Source organism: Cryobacterium glucosi (assembly GCF_004402235.1).
GTDB classification, from domain to species: domain Bacteria; phylum Actinomycetota; class Actinomycetes; order Actinomycetales; family Microbacteriaceae; genus Cryobacterium; species Cryobacterium glucosi.
On record NZ_SOFS01000019.1, the window covers coordinates 62,164 to 78,604 of the forward strand.

Below are 16,441 nucleotides of genomic sequence, written 5' to 3' on the forward strand. Positions count from 1 at the left end.
ATCGTGTTCCGAAAAGACGAGGACAGGGAAACGACACAACATGGGTGACCTGAAACTCACGGTGAAATCCACCCGGTCACGCGCCGTGTTCAGCCACGCCAGCGAGCTGTATACCCGGGTGTTCGGTTATACCGCGGCCGATCACAGCCTGAACCCGAAGCTGCTCTCGGCAATCGTGGGCAACGGCGGTGCGGCCGTTGCCGCGCGGGACGGCGCCGGCGAGCTCGTCGGTTTCGCCTACGGCTTCGTGGGTTTCGAATCCGGGGCGCCCTACCTGTACTCGCAGGCCGCGTTCATCGACCCCGCCTGGCAGGGCAAGGGAGTGGGCCGCCTGCTCAAGCAGGAACAGGCAATCATCGCGAGATCAGAGGGACTCACCTCGATGCGCTGGGCGTTCGACCCGACCCTTGCCCGCAATGCCCACTTCAACCTCGACGTGCTCGGCGCCCGCGGAGTGCGCTTCGCCGCGAACTACTACGACGAGCCGTTCTCCGACCGCCTGATCGTCGACTGGGCGCTCTCGGGCGCCACCGGTACCGAGTCGGCCACGCCGCCCCGCGCCGCGGCGCCGATCCCCCCGAGTTTCCCCGTCGTGGACCCCACAGCACTGGGAACGACGCTGCCCCGGCACTGGGGTCGGCCGGTGGGCGACGGCGACGTCATCCACGTGCCGATCCCGTCCGACAGTCCCGCGAAGACGCTCGCCCCCGTCATCGTCCAGGCATTGAGAGCCGCCGTGGCCGAAACCTTCACCGCGTTGTTCGAGCGCGGCTACGTCGCCGAATCCTGCGTCCGGGTCGACGGCACGAGCGCCGCATACGTCTTCGTCGCGGCCAGCACCCAGGAGGCCGCGCCGCGCATCCGCCAGGCAGCCCGTTGACAGAGGCGAACGAGGCCCTCACAAGCCCGGAGGACCGGTACGCCGCACGACTGCAGAAGCGGTCGTCGTCGTCGGTCTTGCGCGCGCGCATCGTGGAGAGCGAAAAGAAGAACCTTGCCGAGACCTTCGCACACCTCGGGGAAGACGATGCCCTCGTTCGCGCGCCGGCCCGGATCGTGGCCGCCCGCAGGCGGTATGTGCTCGGCGCGGGCAAGTCATTCGCATACGCGACCCTGTTCGCCTGGGACCTCTCGGCAGGACTCTCTCAGGTGCTCCTCATCGACGAAGCCGCCGTCCGCTCGATCGACGTCCTCAGCGACGTCCGCCCGACCGATGTGCTCGTTGTGTTCTCGTTCCGCCGGTACCAGCGGCAGAGCGTGCTCGTCGCCGAACGGTTCGCCGCGGCCGGCGGAACCGTGATCGCCGTCACGGACTCCCCCGATGCTCCGGTCGCAGCCTTCGCCACCGAAACCGTGACCGTGCCGACCAGCAGCGCCTCGTACGCCGACTCCCCCACGGCGGTCGCCGCCGTCATCCACCTGGTGAGTACCTTGAGTATTGCCAGTGCCAAAGGAGCCCGGCGCAGGTTCGCCGAGCGGGAGCAGCTGAACCAGATCCTGAACAGTTACGTGGAGTGAACCATGGACGAACGCAGCACCCAACGCAGCATCGAAGGAGCACGATGAAGGTAGTGGGCGTTTCCCTGTTTGTCACCCGGTTGCCGCTTGTGCACGGTTTCGAGACGAGTTCTCACCGCAAGAGCCACCTCGACCACATCGTGGTGCGCCTCACCGACGAATCCGGCGCGGTCGGCTGGGGCGAGATCGCCTCGGCGAGCGACCCCTTCTATTCCTCGGAGACCGTGGACACGGCGCTCCTCGTCGCGAAGAAATACATCGTCCCCGCGATCATCGGGCACGAGTGGGAGACGCCGGCCGAGCTGGCGACGACGTGGGCACGCATCCGCGGCCACGAGTTCGCCAAGGCCGGCTTCGACATGGCCGCGTGGAGCCTGTACTCCGGCGCGCGCGACGAACCGCTGTCCGTGGCACTGGGCGGCACCCGCGCCGAGGTCGCAGCGGGCGTCTCCCTCGGCATCGAATCCTCCATCGACGCCCTGCTCACCGAGGTCAGCCGCCATGTCGACGCCGGATACCGCCGGGTGAAACTCAAGATCAAGCCGGGCTGGGACATCGGTCCCGTTCGTGCGGTACGCGCCGCTTTCCCGAAGCAGGACGTCCATGTCGACGCGAACGGGATCTACGCGGATACCGACGAAACCACGGCCCTGATGCGCGGTCTCGACGAATTCGGCCTCAGCATGATCGAACAGCCGTACGCACCCCGCAATTTCGTCGCCCATGCCAGGCTCCAGGCCACCCTGGAGACCCCGATCTGCCTCGACGAGGGGGTCGTGGACCTCGACGACATCGGCACGATGATCGCCCTCGGCGCCGGCCGGATCCTGAACATCAAGGTGTCACGGATGGGCGGTCTCACCGTTGCCCGCGCCGCACACGATCTCGCGAGGGATGCGGGCATCCCGGTGTGGTGCGGCGGGATGCACGAGTTCGGCATCGGGCGCGCGGCCAACGTCGCCCTGTCGTCGCTGCCCAACTTCAGCTACCCGTCCGATGTGTCGGCGTCGGAGAAATATTACGCGAAGGACATCATCGACCCCCCGGTCACCGCACTCGACGGCATGGTGACCGTTCCCACCGGGCCGGGTCTCGGCTACGCGGTGCTGCCCGACTGGATTTCCGAGAACACGATCAGCCACGAGCACTATGGAGTAGAACGATGAGCACAGCAGACACGAATCCCGTTGCGATGAACGCGGACGCCTCGCCCACAGACGGGGCGGACCCCCGCGTGCTGTTCATGCTGGACGACCCGACCCAGACCGGAACGGATGCCTCCGCGCTCGCGGCCTCGGTCCGTCGGGCCGACCCGGCAGACCCGCAGATCTCCGTGCTCGACCTCGCGGTGACCCGCGGCGACGGTATCTTCGAAACGCTCGACGCCATCGACGGTTTCGGCCAGGCCCTCGAGCCGCACCTGGCCCGTCTGGCCAATTCGGCAAGGTTGCTCGACCTGCCGGCTCCGTGCCTCGACCTCTACCGCGAGGGCATCCGCCAGGGAATCGCAGCGTCGACCCACCCGCGCCTGTCGGTCAAGCTCGTGCTCACCCGCGGCATCGAGGGCGCCGGCCGGTGCACGGGGTGGGTCTTCGTCGACCCGGAACCCGACTTCACCGAGGCGCGCACCCACGGCCTGAAGGTGGTCACCCTCGACCGCGGTTACCGCCACGATGTCGCCCAGACGTCCCCGTGGTTGCTGCAGGGAGCGAAGACCCTTTCCTACGCGGTGAACAAGTCGGTCTACCGCGAGGCGGAGCGCCGGGGAGCCGACGACGTGATCTTCATCAGCAGCGACGGGTTCGTCCTGGAAGGGCCGACATCGACAGCCGTGCTGCAGTTCGGCAGGCACCTCGTCACGCCGTCGACCGACCAGGGCATCCTGGCCGGCACGGCACAGGCCGCCTTCTTCGAGTACGCGGAGGCGAACGGGCTGACCACCGAGTACCGCACCGTCACTCCCGACGAGCTGCAGGCCGCAGACTCGGTCTGGCTCGCCTCGAGCGTGCGGCAGATCGTGCCGATCGTCGAGATCGACGGGGTCGCCCGCGGCTTCGACGCCGAGCTCCACACCGCGGCGCTGGACTACCTGGTCACTCGCCGCAGCTGAGGCCGTGCTGTGCGGCCCCAGGCCTCGCGGCCCCGTGCGTCACGGGGCCGTGGGGATCGCGAGGGCTGCCACGATGTCCTCCGCCCGCGCCCAGTAGGCCGCGTAGTGCTCGGGGTCGGCGTTGACCTGGACCGCGTGGGCAAGCAGTGTCGGCTCCATCTCCTTCCAGCCGGCGACCTTCGTCAGCTTGGTGAAGAAATTCTGCGCAGAGACGTAGGGATCCATCCGGTCGGCCAGTGTTCCCCAGGCGCCGTTGTCGCGCTGCTGGAACAGCCCGCGGCTGTCGGCGCCTGCCGCGTCGCCGTAGTCGAGGACCCGCAGGCCCGACTCGCCCAGTGCGGTCATCACGCCGACGGTCTGGGTGTGCGTCCCGATCCCGAGGTCCCTCCCCGCATTCATGATGTGGGCCGCGTTGACCAGGCGGTCCTGGCAATAGCCGGCGACGGGCCCGGCGGGCACGGTGATCGCGCCGACGTCGACGGGGTCGGCCGTCGGACACGTGACGGTGATCCCCGCGGCGCCCGCACCGAACCCGGCGAGGTTCCAGCCGGTGAAGCCCAGTCCGACACAGACTGCGACCGCGACGCCCGCGATGACGAGTCCGCGACCCCGGGTCCGAGTCCGAGTCCGAGTCCCGGTTGTGGATCGTCGGGCTCGGGAGTGCGACACGACGGTTCCCTTCGCGAGCGTGGTTGGACTGTGGCATCGGTCGGATGGTCCGACCGCACCCGAGGTGACGCTACCTGCCGAATATATGCGGAAGCACTGAGCCGATGCCGGGTCCAACGACGGGTGGATTCCTGCGGGGCACGAGCGTACCGTACCGACCTGGCCCGGACATCAAGGACGGCACGGAAGCGACCTGGGGCATCACGTGGCGCGCATGTTTCGCCACGTTACCGGCGTGTAAAACGTCTTACCCGGGCATTGCGCCTCCCTGGTCAGCGTGCAAATCTTGCCTAGTTGGTCAATCGTCCAACTTTGCAACCGGGAGTACCCGTGCCTCTGTCACTACCGAAGAAGTCGCCGACGAAGAAGTCTCCGCAGAAGGATGCACCACCGAAGAAGCTCGGGCACCTCGCCGTTGTAACGGGCGCCAGCTCCGGTCTCGGTGCCGAATTCGCCCGACGATGGGCGGAGCGCGGGTATGACGTCGCCCTGGTCGCGCGGCGAAAGGACCGTCTGGAGGCCCTCGCCGCCGAGTTGGAGGAATCCTCCGGCGTGCACGCCTTCGTGGTGCCAGACGATCTGTCGGACCCCGAGGCCCCGTATCGGATTGTCGCGGCCGCCGAGGCTCTGGGAATCCCCATCCGGGTTCTGGTGAACTGCGCGGGCTTCGGCACAGCGGGGCCGTTCGTGCACGAAGATTCCCGCCGGATCGCCGACGAGATCATCGTCAACACGCTGGCCCCGACGATACTGAGCCGGTTGCTGCTGCCAGCGCTCCTGTCGGCGCCGGGCGGCGTCCTCCTCAATGTCTCGAGCACCGCCTCGCACCAGCCACTGCCGGGCATCGCCGTCTATGCGGCGACCAAGTCGTATCTGACCTCCCTCACCGAATCGCTGTGGCAGGAACAGCGCGGGACCGGGCTCACCGTCCTGGCGCTGTGCCCCGGTCCGACGGCGACCGGGTTCTTCGAGGCCGCAGGCTCCGACGCATTCGCCGTGGGCTCGGTCGCGACGATCGACACCGTCGTGCGCGCGGCATTCGCTTCCCTCGACCGGCCTGACTCCGGCCCGACACTCACGGTCGGGTTCCGGAATCGGGTCACCGGGAGCCTGGCCAGCCTCGCGCCACAGCGAATCTCCCTCGCCATCGCAGCACGCCTCACGTCGGGAGCCCGCGGATGAGGCGCATCCCGCCCGCACAGCGTCGGGACGAACTCATCGCGGCGGCCACGCGCGTCATCGCCCGCGATGGGCTGACGGCCGCAACGACCCGTGCCATCGTCGCCGAAGCTGGCATGCCGCTCGGCGCCTTCCACTACATCTTCGACTCCCGTGACGATCTGCTCACGTCCGTGATCGACACCAACACAGAGGAACAGAAGTTCCTCGTGTTCACGAGCGTGGGAACCGACCAGGACCGCAGCGTCAAGGCCGTGCTCCGGGCCGGCCTCGACGCCTACATCGACTGGCTCGTGGCCAACCCGCACCGTGAACTCGCCCTCGCGGAACTTGCCCTGTACGCCTCCCGCACCGGGACCGCCGAAGCGGCACGCACCCAGTACGACGTCTACTACCGGTCGGCGAAGGAGTCGTTGCGCCGCGTCACCGAGCTCACCGGGCAGTCCTGGACTGTACCTGTCGAGCAACTCGCGCGTTACCTCGTCGCGATCGTCGACGGGATGACGTCGACCTGGCTCGCGGACCGCGACACCGAGGCCGCCAGGTCCGTCGCGGGCTTCGCCGCTGCGTCGCTCGCGGGACACGCATCCGCGCCCGACAAGGCAGCCACCGAACCGAGTGATGACGAGAGCGACGACATCCGGATTCGCATCCACCTCGACATCGATCTCGATCTCGATCTCGACTGTGACGACAACAACTCCCGCAACAACACCGGCCACAACACCGGCAACAACACCGAACAGGACCCCCGTGCTCACTGACACCGACCCCCACGTGCGCGCCCAGGTCAACCTGCACGCGGTACTCGGCGCGCTACCACGGCTCGCCGAACTCGCTCCCGATGCCCAGGCGCTCCTCGCCAAGCTGAAACGCCCGGTGGCGGTGAGCTTCCGCGGACCGGCCGGGCTCAGCCTCGACCTCAGCTTCGCGCAGGACGGGATCACGCCGGGACGCACACCGGGCGCCGCCCGCGCCCTGCTGGTCTTCCGCTCGGCCGCGCACCTCAACGCCGTCGTCGACGGAACGGCCGGCCCGATTCCCGCCGCCGGACCGGCCGGACTGCGCTTCCTGCTCACCGTGTTCACGCCGCTCAGCAACCTCCTCGGCTCCTACCTGCAGCCGACCCCCGACCGCCTCGCCGACGCGGGCTTCACCGAGATCAACGCCCTGCTCACCCTGCACGTCGCCGCGACGGCGATCACGATCATCGGCAACGAAGACCGCAGCGGACAGTTCAGCGTCGCGCAGATGCCCGACGGTGACGTGGACATCGAAGTCGGGGAGGGACTCCGCTACCGGCTGGCAGTCCGTGGCAGCAGCATCCGCCTCGATGCCGAACCCACCGGTTCTCCCCGTGCGGCGCTCACCTTCGCGGACCTCGATGTCGCCGGCGGGGTGCTCAGCGGGCGATACAGCGCCCTCGCCTGCATCTGCGACGGTCGGATGGCGATGCGCGGGATGATCCCGCTCGTCGACAACACCAGCAGGATCCTCGACCGCGTCAGCTCCTACCTCGGAAAGTAGCCCGCCATGACCGACACCCTCTCCCCCGTCACGCCCATGAATCCCATCAAGCCGTTCGAATACCCGCTCAGCCGTGCCGCCTTCGCGCGGGCCACGAAGGTGATCCCGTCGGGGATCTACGGCCACCAGGGCCCCTCGGAGGGCTGCTACATCCCACAGGCCTCCTTCCCGCTCTTCTCCTCCCGCGCGGAGGGAAGCCGGTTCTGGGACGTCGACGGCAACGAATACATCGACTACATGTGCGGCTACGGCCCCAACGTGCTCGGGTACGGCGACGCCGAGGTCCACGCGGCCGCCCGCAGGCAGGCCGAACTCGAGGACGTCGTCTCGATCCCGTCGACGATCATGGTCGACCTCGCCGAACTCCTCGTCGAGACGGTCGCGAGCGCAGACTGGGCCTTCTTCGCCAAGAACGGCGGCGACGCAACGACCCTCGCGATCATGACGGCACGCGCAGCGACCCGCCGCAAGAAGATCATCTTCGTGAAGGGTTACTACCACGGGGTGGCACCCTGGTCGCAGAAGCTCGACTACCCCGGGGTCCTCGAAGAGGATGTCGCCAACAACCTGACCATTCCGTTCAACGATATCGAGGCCTTGCGCCAGACTCTCGAACAGCATGCCGGCCAGATCGCCGGGCTGATCGCCCAGCCGTACATGCACGGGAACTTCGTGGACAACGCGCTCCCGGCCGAGGGGTACTGGCAGGCCGTTCGCCGGCTCTGCGACGAGCATGGCGTCGTCCTCATCGTCGACGACGTCCGGGCCGGCTTCCGGCTCGACCTGGCCGGTTCCGACCATTACTACGGCTTCAGTGCCGACCTGATCTGCTTCTGCAAGGCCCTCGCCAACGGTTACAACGTGTCCGCGCTCTGCGGCCGCGACTTCCTTAAGGACGCCGTCAGCAGCATCACATACACGGGCAGCTATTGGATGAGCGCCGTGCCGTTCGCCGCCGCGATCGCCACGATCACCAAGCTGCACCGCATCGACGCGCCCACCCAGTTCGCCCGGCTCGGCACCCGGTTGACCACGGGTCTCGTCGCGGCGGCACACGGCGAGGACTTCACCCTTGTATCCTCGGGGGAACCAGCCCTGTTCTACCTGCGTCTCGCCGACGACGACTCACTCATGCTTCACCAGGAATGGGTCGCCGAATGCGTGCAGCGCGGGGTATTCATCACCTCGCACCACAACCACTTCATCAACGCCGCCCTCACCGAAACGGACGTGGACATGACGATCGATATAGCCAGGCAGGCCTTCTCAATCGTCCGGAAGCGGCATCCGCTGTGGAGCTGAGCCCGCACCTCCCCGTCCCACGGGCGGAGCTGGTCTCGGTCGGGTCGACCTATGCCGTGCAGGGACTCGGGTACGCAGTGATCGCGACCTCCCTGCCCACCATCCAGGCACGCCAGTCCCTCGACGCGACCATGGTGGCCCTCCTTCTCCTCGGGGTCTCGCTCGCCGCGGCGGGCGGATCGGTCCTCGCCGACGCGATCGCCATCCGCCGCAACAGCAAGGCCGCGCTGCTCAGCGGGCTCGCCGCCCAGGCCGTCGGGTTCTTCATGATGGCGACCGCACAGCCGGCCCCGATCTACATCGGTGCCGTACTGCTCTACGGCGTCGGGCTGGGCGCGGTGGATGCTTCGAGCGCGATGCAGGGCGTCCTCGTGCAGAGGGGCAGGCCCCGCCCCCTCCTGGGGCGGTTCTTCGCCGCCTACACGCTCGCCGCGATCGTGGGGGCATTCCTGATGGTCGCGCTCGTGGAGACCCCGGCCGGCGCCGGGGCGGTCCTCGCGATCGTCGGAGTGGTCGACGTGCTCGTCATCGTCGCCGGCTGGCGGCTCCTCGACACGGGTCATGCGGCCCGCAAGCCCGGGCACGCCCGCGACGCCACCCGCATTCCGCGCTGGCCCGTCTTCGTGATCGGGGCGCTCATCCTCGCCGCGTTCGTCGCCGATTCCGCCGTGAGCACCTGGAGCAGCATCTACCTCAGCGGCACGCTCCATACGGCGGCCTGGGCTGCGCCGCTCGGTTACGCCGCATACCAGATCGTCGTGCTCATCTCACGGCTCGGCGTGGACTACCTCGTCCGCCGTACCGCCCGCACGGTGATCGCAACGTCGGCCATCGTCTTCGGCGGCATCGGATTCGTGGTGATCGCCCTGGTTCCGACCGAAGCAGGCGCGATCATCGGCTTCGCCCTCACCGGCGTGATCGCGGGGGCCCTCGTCCCGCTGTCCTTCGGGGCCGCCGGCGACGTCCTCCCGTCCCGCAGCGACGAGATCATCGCGAGGGTGAACCTCTTCAATTACGCCGGCGCCATCCTCGGCACCGTCATCGTCGGGGTGGTCGCCGACCAGACCGGTTTCGGCATCGCCTTCCTGATCCCCCTCGTGATCCTGGTCCTGGTCCTGCCCGCAACCCGGGCCCTGCGCAAGCCGAAAGCCATCCCCCTCGAGGCACCCCAGCCCGGCTGAGCACGGCAACAGTTGCCCGTGCGGAACTGCCGGGCCTTGTCCGGAGCGTAAAAAAATGAAATCATGTTGTCACTAGATGGAAATTCTCCGGTCGCAGTTGATCGGATTCTCTCGAAAGGCGGCGGCATGAGCCTGGACGCTCCGGAATCCACGGGCACCCGGACCGTTGAACGCGCACTCGGCCTCCTCGCCTACGTGTGCGAACACGGCGCCGTGTCCCTGACCGAAGCCGCGCGCGGCAGCGACCTGTCGATCTCGACCGCCCTCCGACTCCTGCGGACCCTTGAAACCACGGGGTTCGTCTCGCGGGACGACAGCGGCGACTACCGGCCAGGGAGCATCACCATCCGGCTCGGCGCCCAGGCGCTCTCCCGGGAGACCATCGTCTCCGTCGCGGAGCCGAAGCTGCACGAGATCGTCGAGCTCACGAGCGAGAACGCCTACCTCGGCCTGCCGTCGACCTCGGACACCATGCTATACGCGGCCGGCGTGCACGGGACCCATCCGGTCCAGCTCGCCAACTGGGTCGGCCGGGTCATTCCCCGCTCGACGACGGCTGCCGGAAGGGCATTCGCCGGCGCTGTCGGTCCCCGGGGTTTCACCGTCGTCCGAAGCGGAGCAGACCATGACTCGACTGCGATCGCCGTGCCCGTTCACTCGGTCGGCAAGATCGTCGCAACCGTGTCGGTCGTTATCCCGAACTACCGCGTCACCGATCCCGGACTGGATCGCATCGGCGCCCTTCTCATCCGGGTCGCCGGCGAGATCTCCGAACGGCTGGGTTCCGACCCGCTGCCGCAGAATCAGACAAAACCAACCGACTAACCAACCGGCGCCGGCCGGCATCAACCAGAAGGAAGAAAATCGTGGCCCAGAAGCATCTCCCCCGTCCGGTTCGCGCTGCCAGGGGCACCACCCTGACCGCGAAGAGCTGGCAGACCGAGGCGCCGTTGCGCATGCTGATGAACAACCTCGACCCCGAAGTCGCCGAGCGCCCCGACGATCTCGTCGTCTACGGAGGCACCGGAAAGGCCGTCCGCAGCTGGGAGGCGTTCGACGCGATCGTCCGCACCCTGCGGGAGCTCGAGGACGACGAAACCCTGCTCGTGCAGTCCGGTAAGCCGGTCGGGGTCTTCCGCACCCACACCTGGGCGCCACGGGTACTGATCGCCAACTCGAACCTCGTCGGAGACTGGGCGACCTGGCCCGAATTCCGCAAACTCGAGCAGGCCGGCCTGACCATGTACGGCCAGATGACCGCCGGTTCGTGGATCTACATCGGCACCCAGGGGATCCTGCAGGGCACGTTCGAGACCTTCGCCGCCATTGCCGACAAACGATTCGACGGCACTCTCGCCGGAACCCTCACCCTCACCGGCGGCGCAGGCGGCATGGGCGGAGCCCAGCCCCTCGCCGTGACGATGAACGGCGGCGCGGTGCTGATCGTGGACGTCGACCCCGCCAGACTGCAGCGCCGCGTCGACCACGGCTACCTCGACGAGATGACGGACGACCTCGACGACGCCGTCGCCCGGGTCCTCGCCGCGAAGGCGGACCGCCGGGCGCTCTCCGTCGGATTCGTCGGCAACGCGGCATCCGTCTTCACCGAACTGCTCGAACGCGGAGTTGCGATCGACATCGTCACCGACCAGACCAGTGCGCACGACCCGCTCAGCTACCTGCCGGAGGGCATCAGCGTCGCCGACTGGCACACCCGCGCCGCCGCGGACCCCGAGGACTTCACGATCCGGGCGCGGGCATCGATGGCCAGGCACGTCACCGCGATGGTCGGGTTTCGCGACGCGGGGGCCGAGGTGTTCGACTATGGCAACTCGATCCGTGCCGAGGCGGTCCTGGGCGGATGCGAGCGCGCATTCGAGATTCCGGGTTTTGTTCCCGCCTACATCCGGCCGCTGTTCGCCGAGGGCAAGGGACCGTTCCGCTGGGCCGCCCTCTCCGGGGACCCGGCCGACATCGCAGCGACCGACCGGGCGATCCTCGAACTGTTCCCGAACGATGCGAAACTCGCGCGCTGGATCCACGGCGCCCAGGAGAAGGTGCAGTTCGAAGGCCTCCCCGCCAGGATCTGCTGGCTCGGCTACAAGGAACGGCACCTCGCCGGGCTGCGGTTCAACGAGATGGTCGCCTCCGGCGAGATCAGTGCCCCGATCGTGATCGGACGCGACCACCTCGACGCCGGCTCCGTCGCTTCTCCGTACCGCGAGACCGAGGCGATGAAGGACGGCTCGGACGCGATCGCCGACTGGCCGCTGCTCAATGCCCTGCTCAACACGGCGTCCGGCGCGACCTGGGTGTCGATCCACCAGGGCGGCGGCGTCGGCATGGGCCGGTCGATCCACGCCGGCCAGGTCACCGTCGCCGACGGAACGGATCTCGCCGCCCAGAAGATTGAACGGGTACTGATCAACGATCCCGGCACCGGCGTGATGCGTCACGTCGACGCCGGTTACGAGCGGGCGGCCGCCGTTGCCCGTGAGCGCGGGCTGCGTGTGCCGATGTGGGAGGCCGAATGACGGCGCCGGCAACGGCGCACGGCCTGCTCTCCGGCCTCGACGAGATCGCGGACATCGGCAGGGATGCCCGGCGCGGCGGTTACTCCAGGCACCTGTGGCAGCCGGCCGACCTGGAACTGCGCGACTGGTTCACCGGACGCGCCGTCCGGCTCGGGCTCGACGTGGAGATCGACCGGAACGGAAACACCTGGGCGTGGTGGGGGCCGCGCGGCGACGATGCGATCGTGGTGGGAAGCCACCTCGATTCCGTCCCGGGCGGCGGTGCGTACGACGGCCCCCTCGGCGTGGTCAGTGCCCTCGAGGCGATATACCGACTGCAGGCGAGCGGGTTCCGGCCCGCACGCCCCTGCGCCGTGCTGGTCTTCGCCGAGGAGGAGGGCTCCCGGTTTGGTATCGCCTGCCTCGGCTCCCGGCTGATGACCGGCGCACTCGATGCAGGTCGGGCCCGCGCTCTCGTCGACGCGGACGGAATCTCGCTCGAAGCAGCGGCATCCGCTGCCGGCATCGACCCGGCCGGCCTCGGCGAGGACCGGGCCGCCCTCGCACGCATCGGCTTGTTCCTCGAACTGCACGTGGAGCAGGGCCGCGGGTTGATCGACCTGGGCAGCCCGGTCGCGGTCGCCTCCTCGATCCTCGCCCATGGGCGCTGGCGCATCACCTTCACAGGAGAGGGCAACCACGCCGGTGCCACGCGCATGACCGACCGTCGGGACCCGATGCTCGCAGCCGCCCGCTCGATGCTCGCGGTTCGGGATGCCGCCGTCGCGAGCACCGGCTCCCGGGCCACGATCGGCCGGATCGAGGCCGTGCCCGGTGGCACCAACGTGATCTCCTCGCAGGTCACTGTCTGGCTCGACGCCCGTGCCGCCGAGGATGCCGCAGCACAGGACCTCGTCACGGAGATCACCGCGCGGGTGTCGGCGGCCGCCGCAGCAGAGGGATGCACCGCGGTCGTTGCCGAGGAATCCTGGAGCGGCGCCGTCGCTTTCGATGAGGCGCTGCGCGACCGGCTCGTTCACTCCCTGCACGGCGTCCCTACTCTCCCGACGGGCGCCGGCCACGATGCCGGAGTGCTGTCGAGTCGCCTGCCCACGGCGATGATCTTCGTGCGAAACCCGACCGGTGTCTCCCATTCGCCAGAGGAGTTCGCTACGCTCGACGACTGCCTCGCCGGCGTCGCGGCACTCGAGCAGGTTCTCCGGGAGCTGCTGTGAAACCGGGAATCACCGTGACGTTCTGGTGCGCACGCGCCCTGATCGACGGCGCGCCTGTTGACGCGGTCCGGGTGCACGCGGCCCCGGACGGGACGATCGCCCGGCTGGAGCGGGGCGTTCCGGCGCGCGCCGGCGACACGGTCCTCGGTACCGTGGTCCCCGGGATGGGCGACGCGCATTCGCACGCCTTCCACCGTGCCCTGCGCGGACGCACGCAGGCCGACGGCGGCGATTTCTGGCGCTGGCGGGAGAGAATGTACGCCGCGGCATCCGCTCTGGACCCCGACCTGTACTACGAACTCACCTCGGCGGTGTTCGCCGAGATGCTCGTCAGCGGCTGGACGGCCGTCGGCGAATTCCACTATGTGCACCACCGGCAGGACGGCCGGCCGTACCCGGATGCCCACGCCATGGAGCTCGCGGTCGCGGCCGCCGCACGAGACACCGGGATCCGCCTGACCCTGCTCGACACCTGCTACCTGCGCGGGGGCGCGGATCGTCCGCTCTCCGACCTGCAGCGGCGGTTCGGCGACGGCTCGGCGGAGGCCTGGCTGCAACGCTGGTCGAGCCTGCGGGACACCCTCGATACCGACGCTCGTACTCTGGCCGGTCCAGGCCCTGCCGTCACGCTCGGTGCCGCCGTGCACTCGGTGCGGGCTGTGCCCCGGTCGGCGATGGCGACGATCCTCGCCGGGTTGCCAGCAACGGTTCCACTGCACATCCACCTCTCCGAACAGCCCCAGGAGAACGCGGAGTGCCTCGCCGAATACGGCCTCACCCCGACGGGCCTGCTGCACGAACTCGGCGCTCTGACTCCCCGGCTGAGCGTCGTCCACGCGACCCACCTGACCGACGACGACGTCGAACTCCTCGGCACCGCCGGCGTGACGGCCGTGTTCTGCCCGACCACAGAGGCCGACCTGGGCGACGGGATCGGGCCCGCTCGACGCCTGGCGGATGCCGGCGCCCGGCTTGCCCTCGGATCCGACCAGAACGCGGTTGTCGACCCCTTTCTCGAGACCCGCGGCCTCGAGGCCGGCGAACGTCTCGCCTCCGGTCGGCGCGGCCGATTCTCACCACCGGAACTGACCGAGACACTCACCCGCGGCGGCTACGCGTCGCTCGGGCTCGGAACCGGCGGGCTGCAGGTCGGTGCGTGGCTGGACCTCGTCGAACTCGACACCGCCTCGGTCCGCACCGTCGGCGCGGGTCCCGACCAGCTCCCGCTTGTCGCTACCGCGAGCGATGTGCGCCGCGTCATCGTCGGCGGACGTATCATCGCGAGCGACGGGCTTCTCGTGTCGCCCGCTGCCGACCCCGCAGTCCTGCTCTGTGCCGCCCTGCACCGGATCGACGACACCATCGACCGCATGAACCCGGTCCGCCTGATCCCGAAGGAACGCGCATGACCTCCGAACTGATCACCGATATCGGCGAGCTGAGCACGTTCGCCGGCCACGAGGACCGTCGCGCGAACGCCGCGCTCGTCATCGACAACGGCAGGATCGCCTGGATCGGCGACGCCGAGCATCCGCCCGTCGCCGACGTGCGCACGAGTGTCGGCGGGCGGGCCGTGCTGCCGGGGTGGGTCGACTCGCATTCCCACCTCGTCTTCGCCGGCGACCGCTCCGCTGAATTCGAGGCGCGCATGGCCGGGACGAAATATGCCGCCGGCGGCATCAGCACCACCGTGAACGCGACCAGGGCCGCAACGGATGCCCAACTCGAGTCCAATCTCCGAGCCTTGCGCGACGAGGCGCGGGCTCAGGGCACCACCTTCCTCGAGACCAAGACCGGCTACGGCCTCGACGTCGAAACCGAGCGCCGGTCCGCGGAGATCGCCTCTCGCGGGGCGGACGTGGTGACCTTCCTGGGCGCGCATCTGGTTCCGGAGGGCATCAGCGCCCGCGACTACCTCGACCTCGTGACCGGCCCGATGCTGGCCGCCGTCAGGCCGTGGGTCAGTTTCATGGACGTGTTCTGCGAGCGCGGGGCCTTCGACGTCGAACAGTCCCGGGAGGTCCTGCTCGCCGGCCGGGCGGCGGGGCTCGGCCTGCGTGTGCACGGCAACCAGCTCGGACACGGCGGGGGTGTCGCCCTGGCCGTCGAGCTCGGGGCGGCGAGCGTCGACCACTGCAACTACCTGACTCCCGCCGACTTCGATGCCCTCGCCGCGTCGGACACGGTGGCGACCGTACTGCCGGCCTGCGACCTGTCCACCCGGGAACCACTCGCGCCGGCCCGCGCGCTCCTCGACGCGGGCATCACCGTGGCGATCGCGACCAACTGCAATCCCGGCACCTCGTACACGACCTCGATGCAGTTCTGCATCGCAACGGCCGTGCTGCAGATGCACCTGACCGTTGAGGAAGCCGTGCGCGCGGCCACTCGAGGCGGTGCCCGCGCCCTCGGGCGTGACTCTGGGGTGGATGCCGTCGGCTCGCTCCGGGTCGGCGGTCGCGCCGATCTGCAGGTACTTGACGCGCCCTCCATCTCGCACATCGCCTATCGGCCGGGGGTACCGCTGACCGCCGCCACCTGGCTGCTCGGACAGCGCGTGCCCACGGTGGTGACCCGTGCCGCCCGAGCAGCGTTCTGACGCCGTCTCCCGCGCGAGCGCCCGGGTGCCGGTCGCCTGGCGCAATGGCGGAGGCTGGACGAGCACTGTGGCCGTAGCGCCCCCTGCGGCGACAATGGACGATTTCGACTGGCGGGTCAGCATCGCGACGATCGCCGGCGACTCGGCATTCTCCGAGTTCGCCGGCATCGACCGATACCTCGTCCCGCTGTCCGCGGCCGGGCTCGACCTGACCATCGACGGCACCTTGCAACACATCAGCCAGTACGAGGTCTGCGCTTTTCCCGGGGAGAGCCTCGTCTCATCGACAGGTTCGGCGGAGAGCTCCGACGACCTGAACCTGATGCTGCGCCGCACCGCCGCGACGGGTTCCCTCCGCGTCGAGCGTCTCACCGACCCGTTATCGGTGATGCCGGGACCCGACGAGAGCGTCCTGGTCGTCGTCCTCGAGGGCGAGGTCGAGATCGACGGCGCGCCAGGCACAGACTCCCTTGCCCTGGGCCTCCGCGACGCCATGCTGGTCACGCCGGGACAGTCCGAGACGCTCCGCGGCGAAGCCATCGTGGCTTTCGCATCCACGGCGGTCAGGAACATCCCGTCGGTGCCGGACATCACTGTCACCTGATTCA

General features: G+C 68.9%; 16 protein-coding genes. 15 read left to right on the forward strand and 1 reads right to left on the reverse strand.

Translation table 11 applies throughout. From position 1 onward, the window contains the following. Nucleotides 1-40: 40 nt before the first annotated feature. From E3O46_RS08785 to E3O46_RS08800, 4 genes are read left to right on the forward strand one after another with little or no spacing between them, the layout of a single operon-like run. On the forward strand, nucleotides 41-880 hold the full coding sequence (locus E3O46_RS08785; protein ID WP_134561557.1) for a GNAT family N-acetyltransferase: 840 nt from the start codon (nucleotides 41-43) through the stop codon (nucleotides 878-880). Beyond that, nucleotides 877-1,518: a MurR/RpiR family transcriptional regulator gene (locus E3O46_RS08790; protein WP_134561558.1), complete on the forward strand. Its 642-nt coding sequence runs from the start codon at nucleotides 877-879 to the stop codon at nucleotides 1,516-1,518. The genes E3O46_RS08785 and E3O46_RS08790 overlap by 4 nt, the downstream gene beginning before the upstream one ends. Nucleotides 1,519-1,562: 44 nt before the next feature. Beyond that, nucleotides 1,563-2,684: an o-succinylbenzoate synthase gene (menC, locus tag E3O46_RS08795; protein WP_134449310.1), complete on the forward strand. Its 1,122-nt coding sequence runs from the start codon at nucleotides 1,563-1,565 to the stop codon at nucleotides 2,682-2,684. Continuing rightward, nucleotides 2,681-3,628: an aminodeoxychorismate lyase gene (locus E3O46_RS08800; protein ID WP_241987374.1), complete on the forward strand. Its 948-nt coding sequence runs from the start codon at nucleotides 2,681-2,683 to the stop codon at nucleotides 3,626-3,628. Before menC ends, E3O46_RS08800 begins: the two co-directional genes overlap by 4 nt. A gap of 39 nt (nucleotides 3,629-3,667) precedes the next feature. Here the strand turns inward: E3O46_RS08800 and E3O46_RS08805 are convergent, their stop codons facing one another. Continuing rightward, nucleotides 3,668-4,297 (reverse strand): hypothetical protein, encoded by a 630-nt coding sequence (locus tag E3O46_RS08805; protein ID WP_134561559.1) that lies wholly within the window; start codon nucleotides 4,295-4,297, stop codon nucleotides 3,668-3,670. A 330-nt stretch (nucleotides 4,298-4,627) separates the two neighbouring features. Here E3O46_RS08805 and E3O46_RS08810 point away from each other — a divergent pair, with 330 nt between their 5' ends. The 11 genes from E3O46_RS08810 (at nucleotide 4,628) to E3O46_RS08860 (ending at nucleotide 16,437) form a co-directional block, all read left to right on the forward strand. After that, nucleotides 4,628-5,479 (forward strand): SDR family NAD(P)-dependent oxidoreductase, encoded by an 852-nt coding sequence (locus tag E3O46_RS08810; protein ID WP_241987375.1) that lies wholly within the window; start codon nucleotides 4,628-4,630, stop codon nucleotides 5,477-5,479. Next, the gene (locus E3O46_RS08815) at nucleotides 5,476-6,240 is read left to right on the forward strand and encodes a TetR/AcrR family transcriptional regulator (protein WP_241987376.1); all 765 of its coding nucleotides are present in this window, start codon (nucleotides 5,476-5,478) and stop codon (nucleotides 6,238-6,240) included. Before E3O46_RS08810 ends, E3O46_RS08815 begins: the two co-directional genes overlap by 4 nt. Next, nucleotides 6,230-7,003 (forward strand): hypothetical protein, encoded by a 774-nt coding sequence (locus E3O46_RS08820; RefSeq protein ID WP_134449307.1) that lies wholly within the window; start codon nucleotides 6,230-6,232, stop codon nucleotides 7,001-7,003. Before E3O46_RS08815 ends, E3O46_RS08820 begins: the two co-directional genes overlap by 11 nt. Nucleotides 7,004-7,009: 6 nt before the next feature. Then, the gene (locus E3O46_RS08825; protein ID WP_241985017.1) at nucleotides 7,010-8,305 is read left to right on the forward strand and encodes an aminotransferase class III-fold pyridoxal phosphate-dependent enzyme; all 1,296 of its coding nucleotides are present in this window, start codon (nucleotides 7,010-7,012) and stop codon (nucleotides 8,303-8,305) included. Then, the gene (locus E3O46_RS08830; protein WP_166787377.1) at nucleotides 8,296-9,486 is read left to right on the forward strand and encodes an MFS transporter; all 1,191 of its coding nucleotides are present in this window, start codon (nucleotides 8,296-8,298) and stop codon (nucleotides 9,484-9,486) included. The genes E3O46_RS08825 and E3O46_RS08830 overlap by 10 nt, the downstream gene beginning before the upstream one ends. A 126-nt stretch (nucleotides 9,487-9,612) precedes the next feature. Beyond that, nucleotides 9,613-10,311, forward strand: a complete 699-nt coding sequence (locus tag E3O46_RS08835) for an IclR family transcriptional regulator (RefSeq protein WP_134449305.1) — start codon at nucleotides 9,613-9,615, stop codon at nucleotides 10,309-10,311. A gap of 41 nt (nucleotides 10,312-10,352) precedes the next feature. After that, the gene (gene hutU / locus E3O46_RS08840; protein WP_134561561.1) at nucleotides 10,353-12,020 is read left to right on the forward strand and encodes a urocanate hydratase; all 1,668 of its coding nucleotides are present in this window, start codon (nucleotides 10,353-10,355) and stop codon (nucleotides 12,018-12,020) included. After that, nucleotides 12,017-13,234: an allantoate amidohydrolase gene (locus E3O46_RS08845; RefSeq protein ID WP_134561562.1), complete on the forward strand. Its 1,218-nt coding sequence runs from the start codon at nucleotides 12,017-12,019 to the stop codon at nucleotides 13,232-13,234. The genes hutU and E3O46_RS08845 overlap by 4 nt, the downstream gene beginning before the upstream one ends. Next, a complete protein-coding gene (locus tag E3O46_RS08850; RefSeq protein ID WP_241987377.1) occupies nucleotides 13,231-14,643 on the forward strand; it encodes a formimidoylglutamate deiminase in 1,413 nt (470 codons plus the stop codon). The genes E3O46_RS08845 and E3O46_RS08850 overlap by 4 nt, the downstream gene beginning before the upstream one ends. Next, nucleotides 14,640-15,833: an imidazolonepropionase gene (gene hutI / locus E3O46_RS08855; RefSeq protein ID WP_134559171.1), complete on the forward strand. Its 1,194-nt coding sequence runs from the start codon at nucleotides 14,640-14,642 to the stop codon at nucleotides 15,831-15,833. The genes E3O46_RS08850 and hutI overlap by 4 nt, the downstream gene beginning before the upstream one ends. Beyond that, nucleotides 15,811-16,437: a HutD/Ves family protein gene (locus tag E3O46_RS08860; RefSeq protein ID WP_134561563.1), complete on the forward strand. Its 627-nt coding sequence runs from the start codon at nucleotides 15,811-15,813 to the stop codon at nucleotides 16,435-16,437. The genes hutI and E3O46_RS08860 overlap by 23 nt, the downstream gene beginning before the upstream one ends. Nucleotides 16,438-16,441 lie beyond the last annotated feature (4 nt).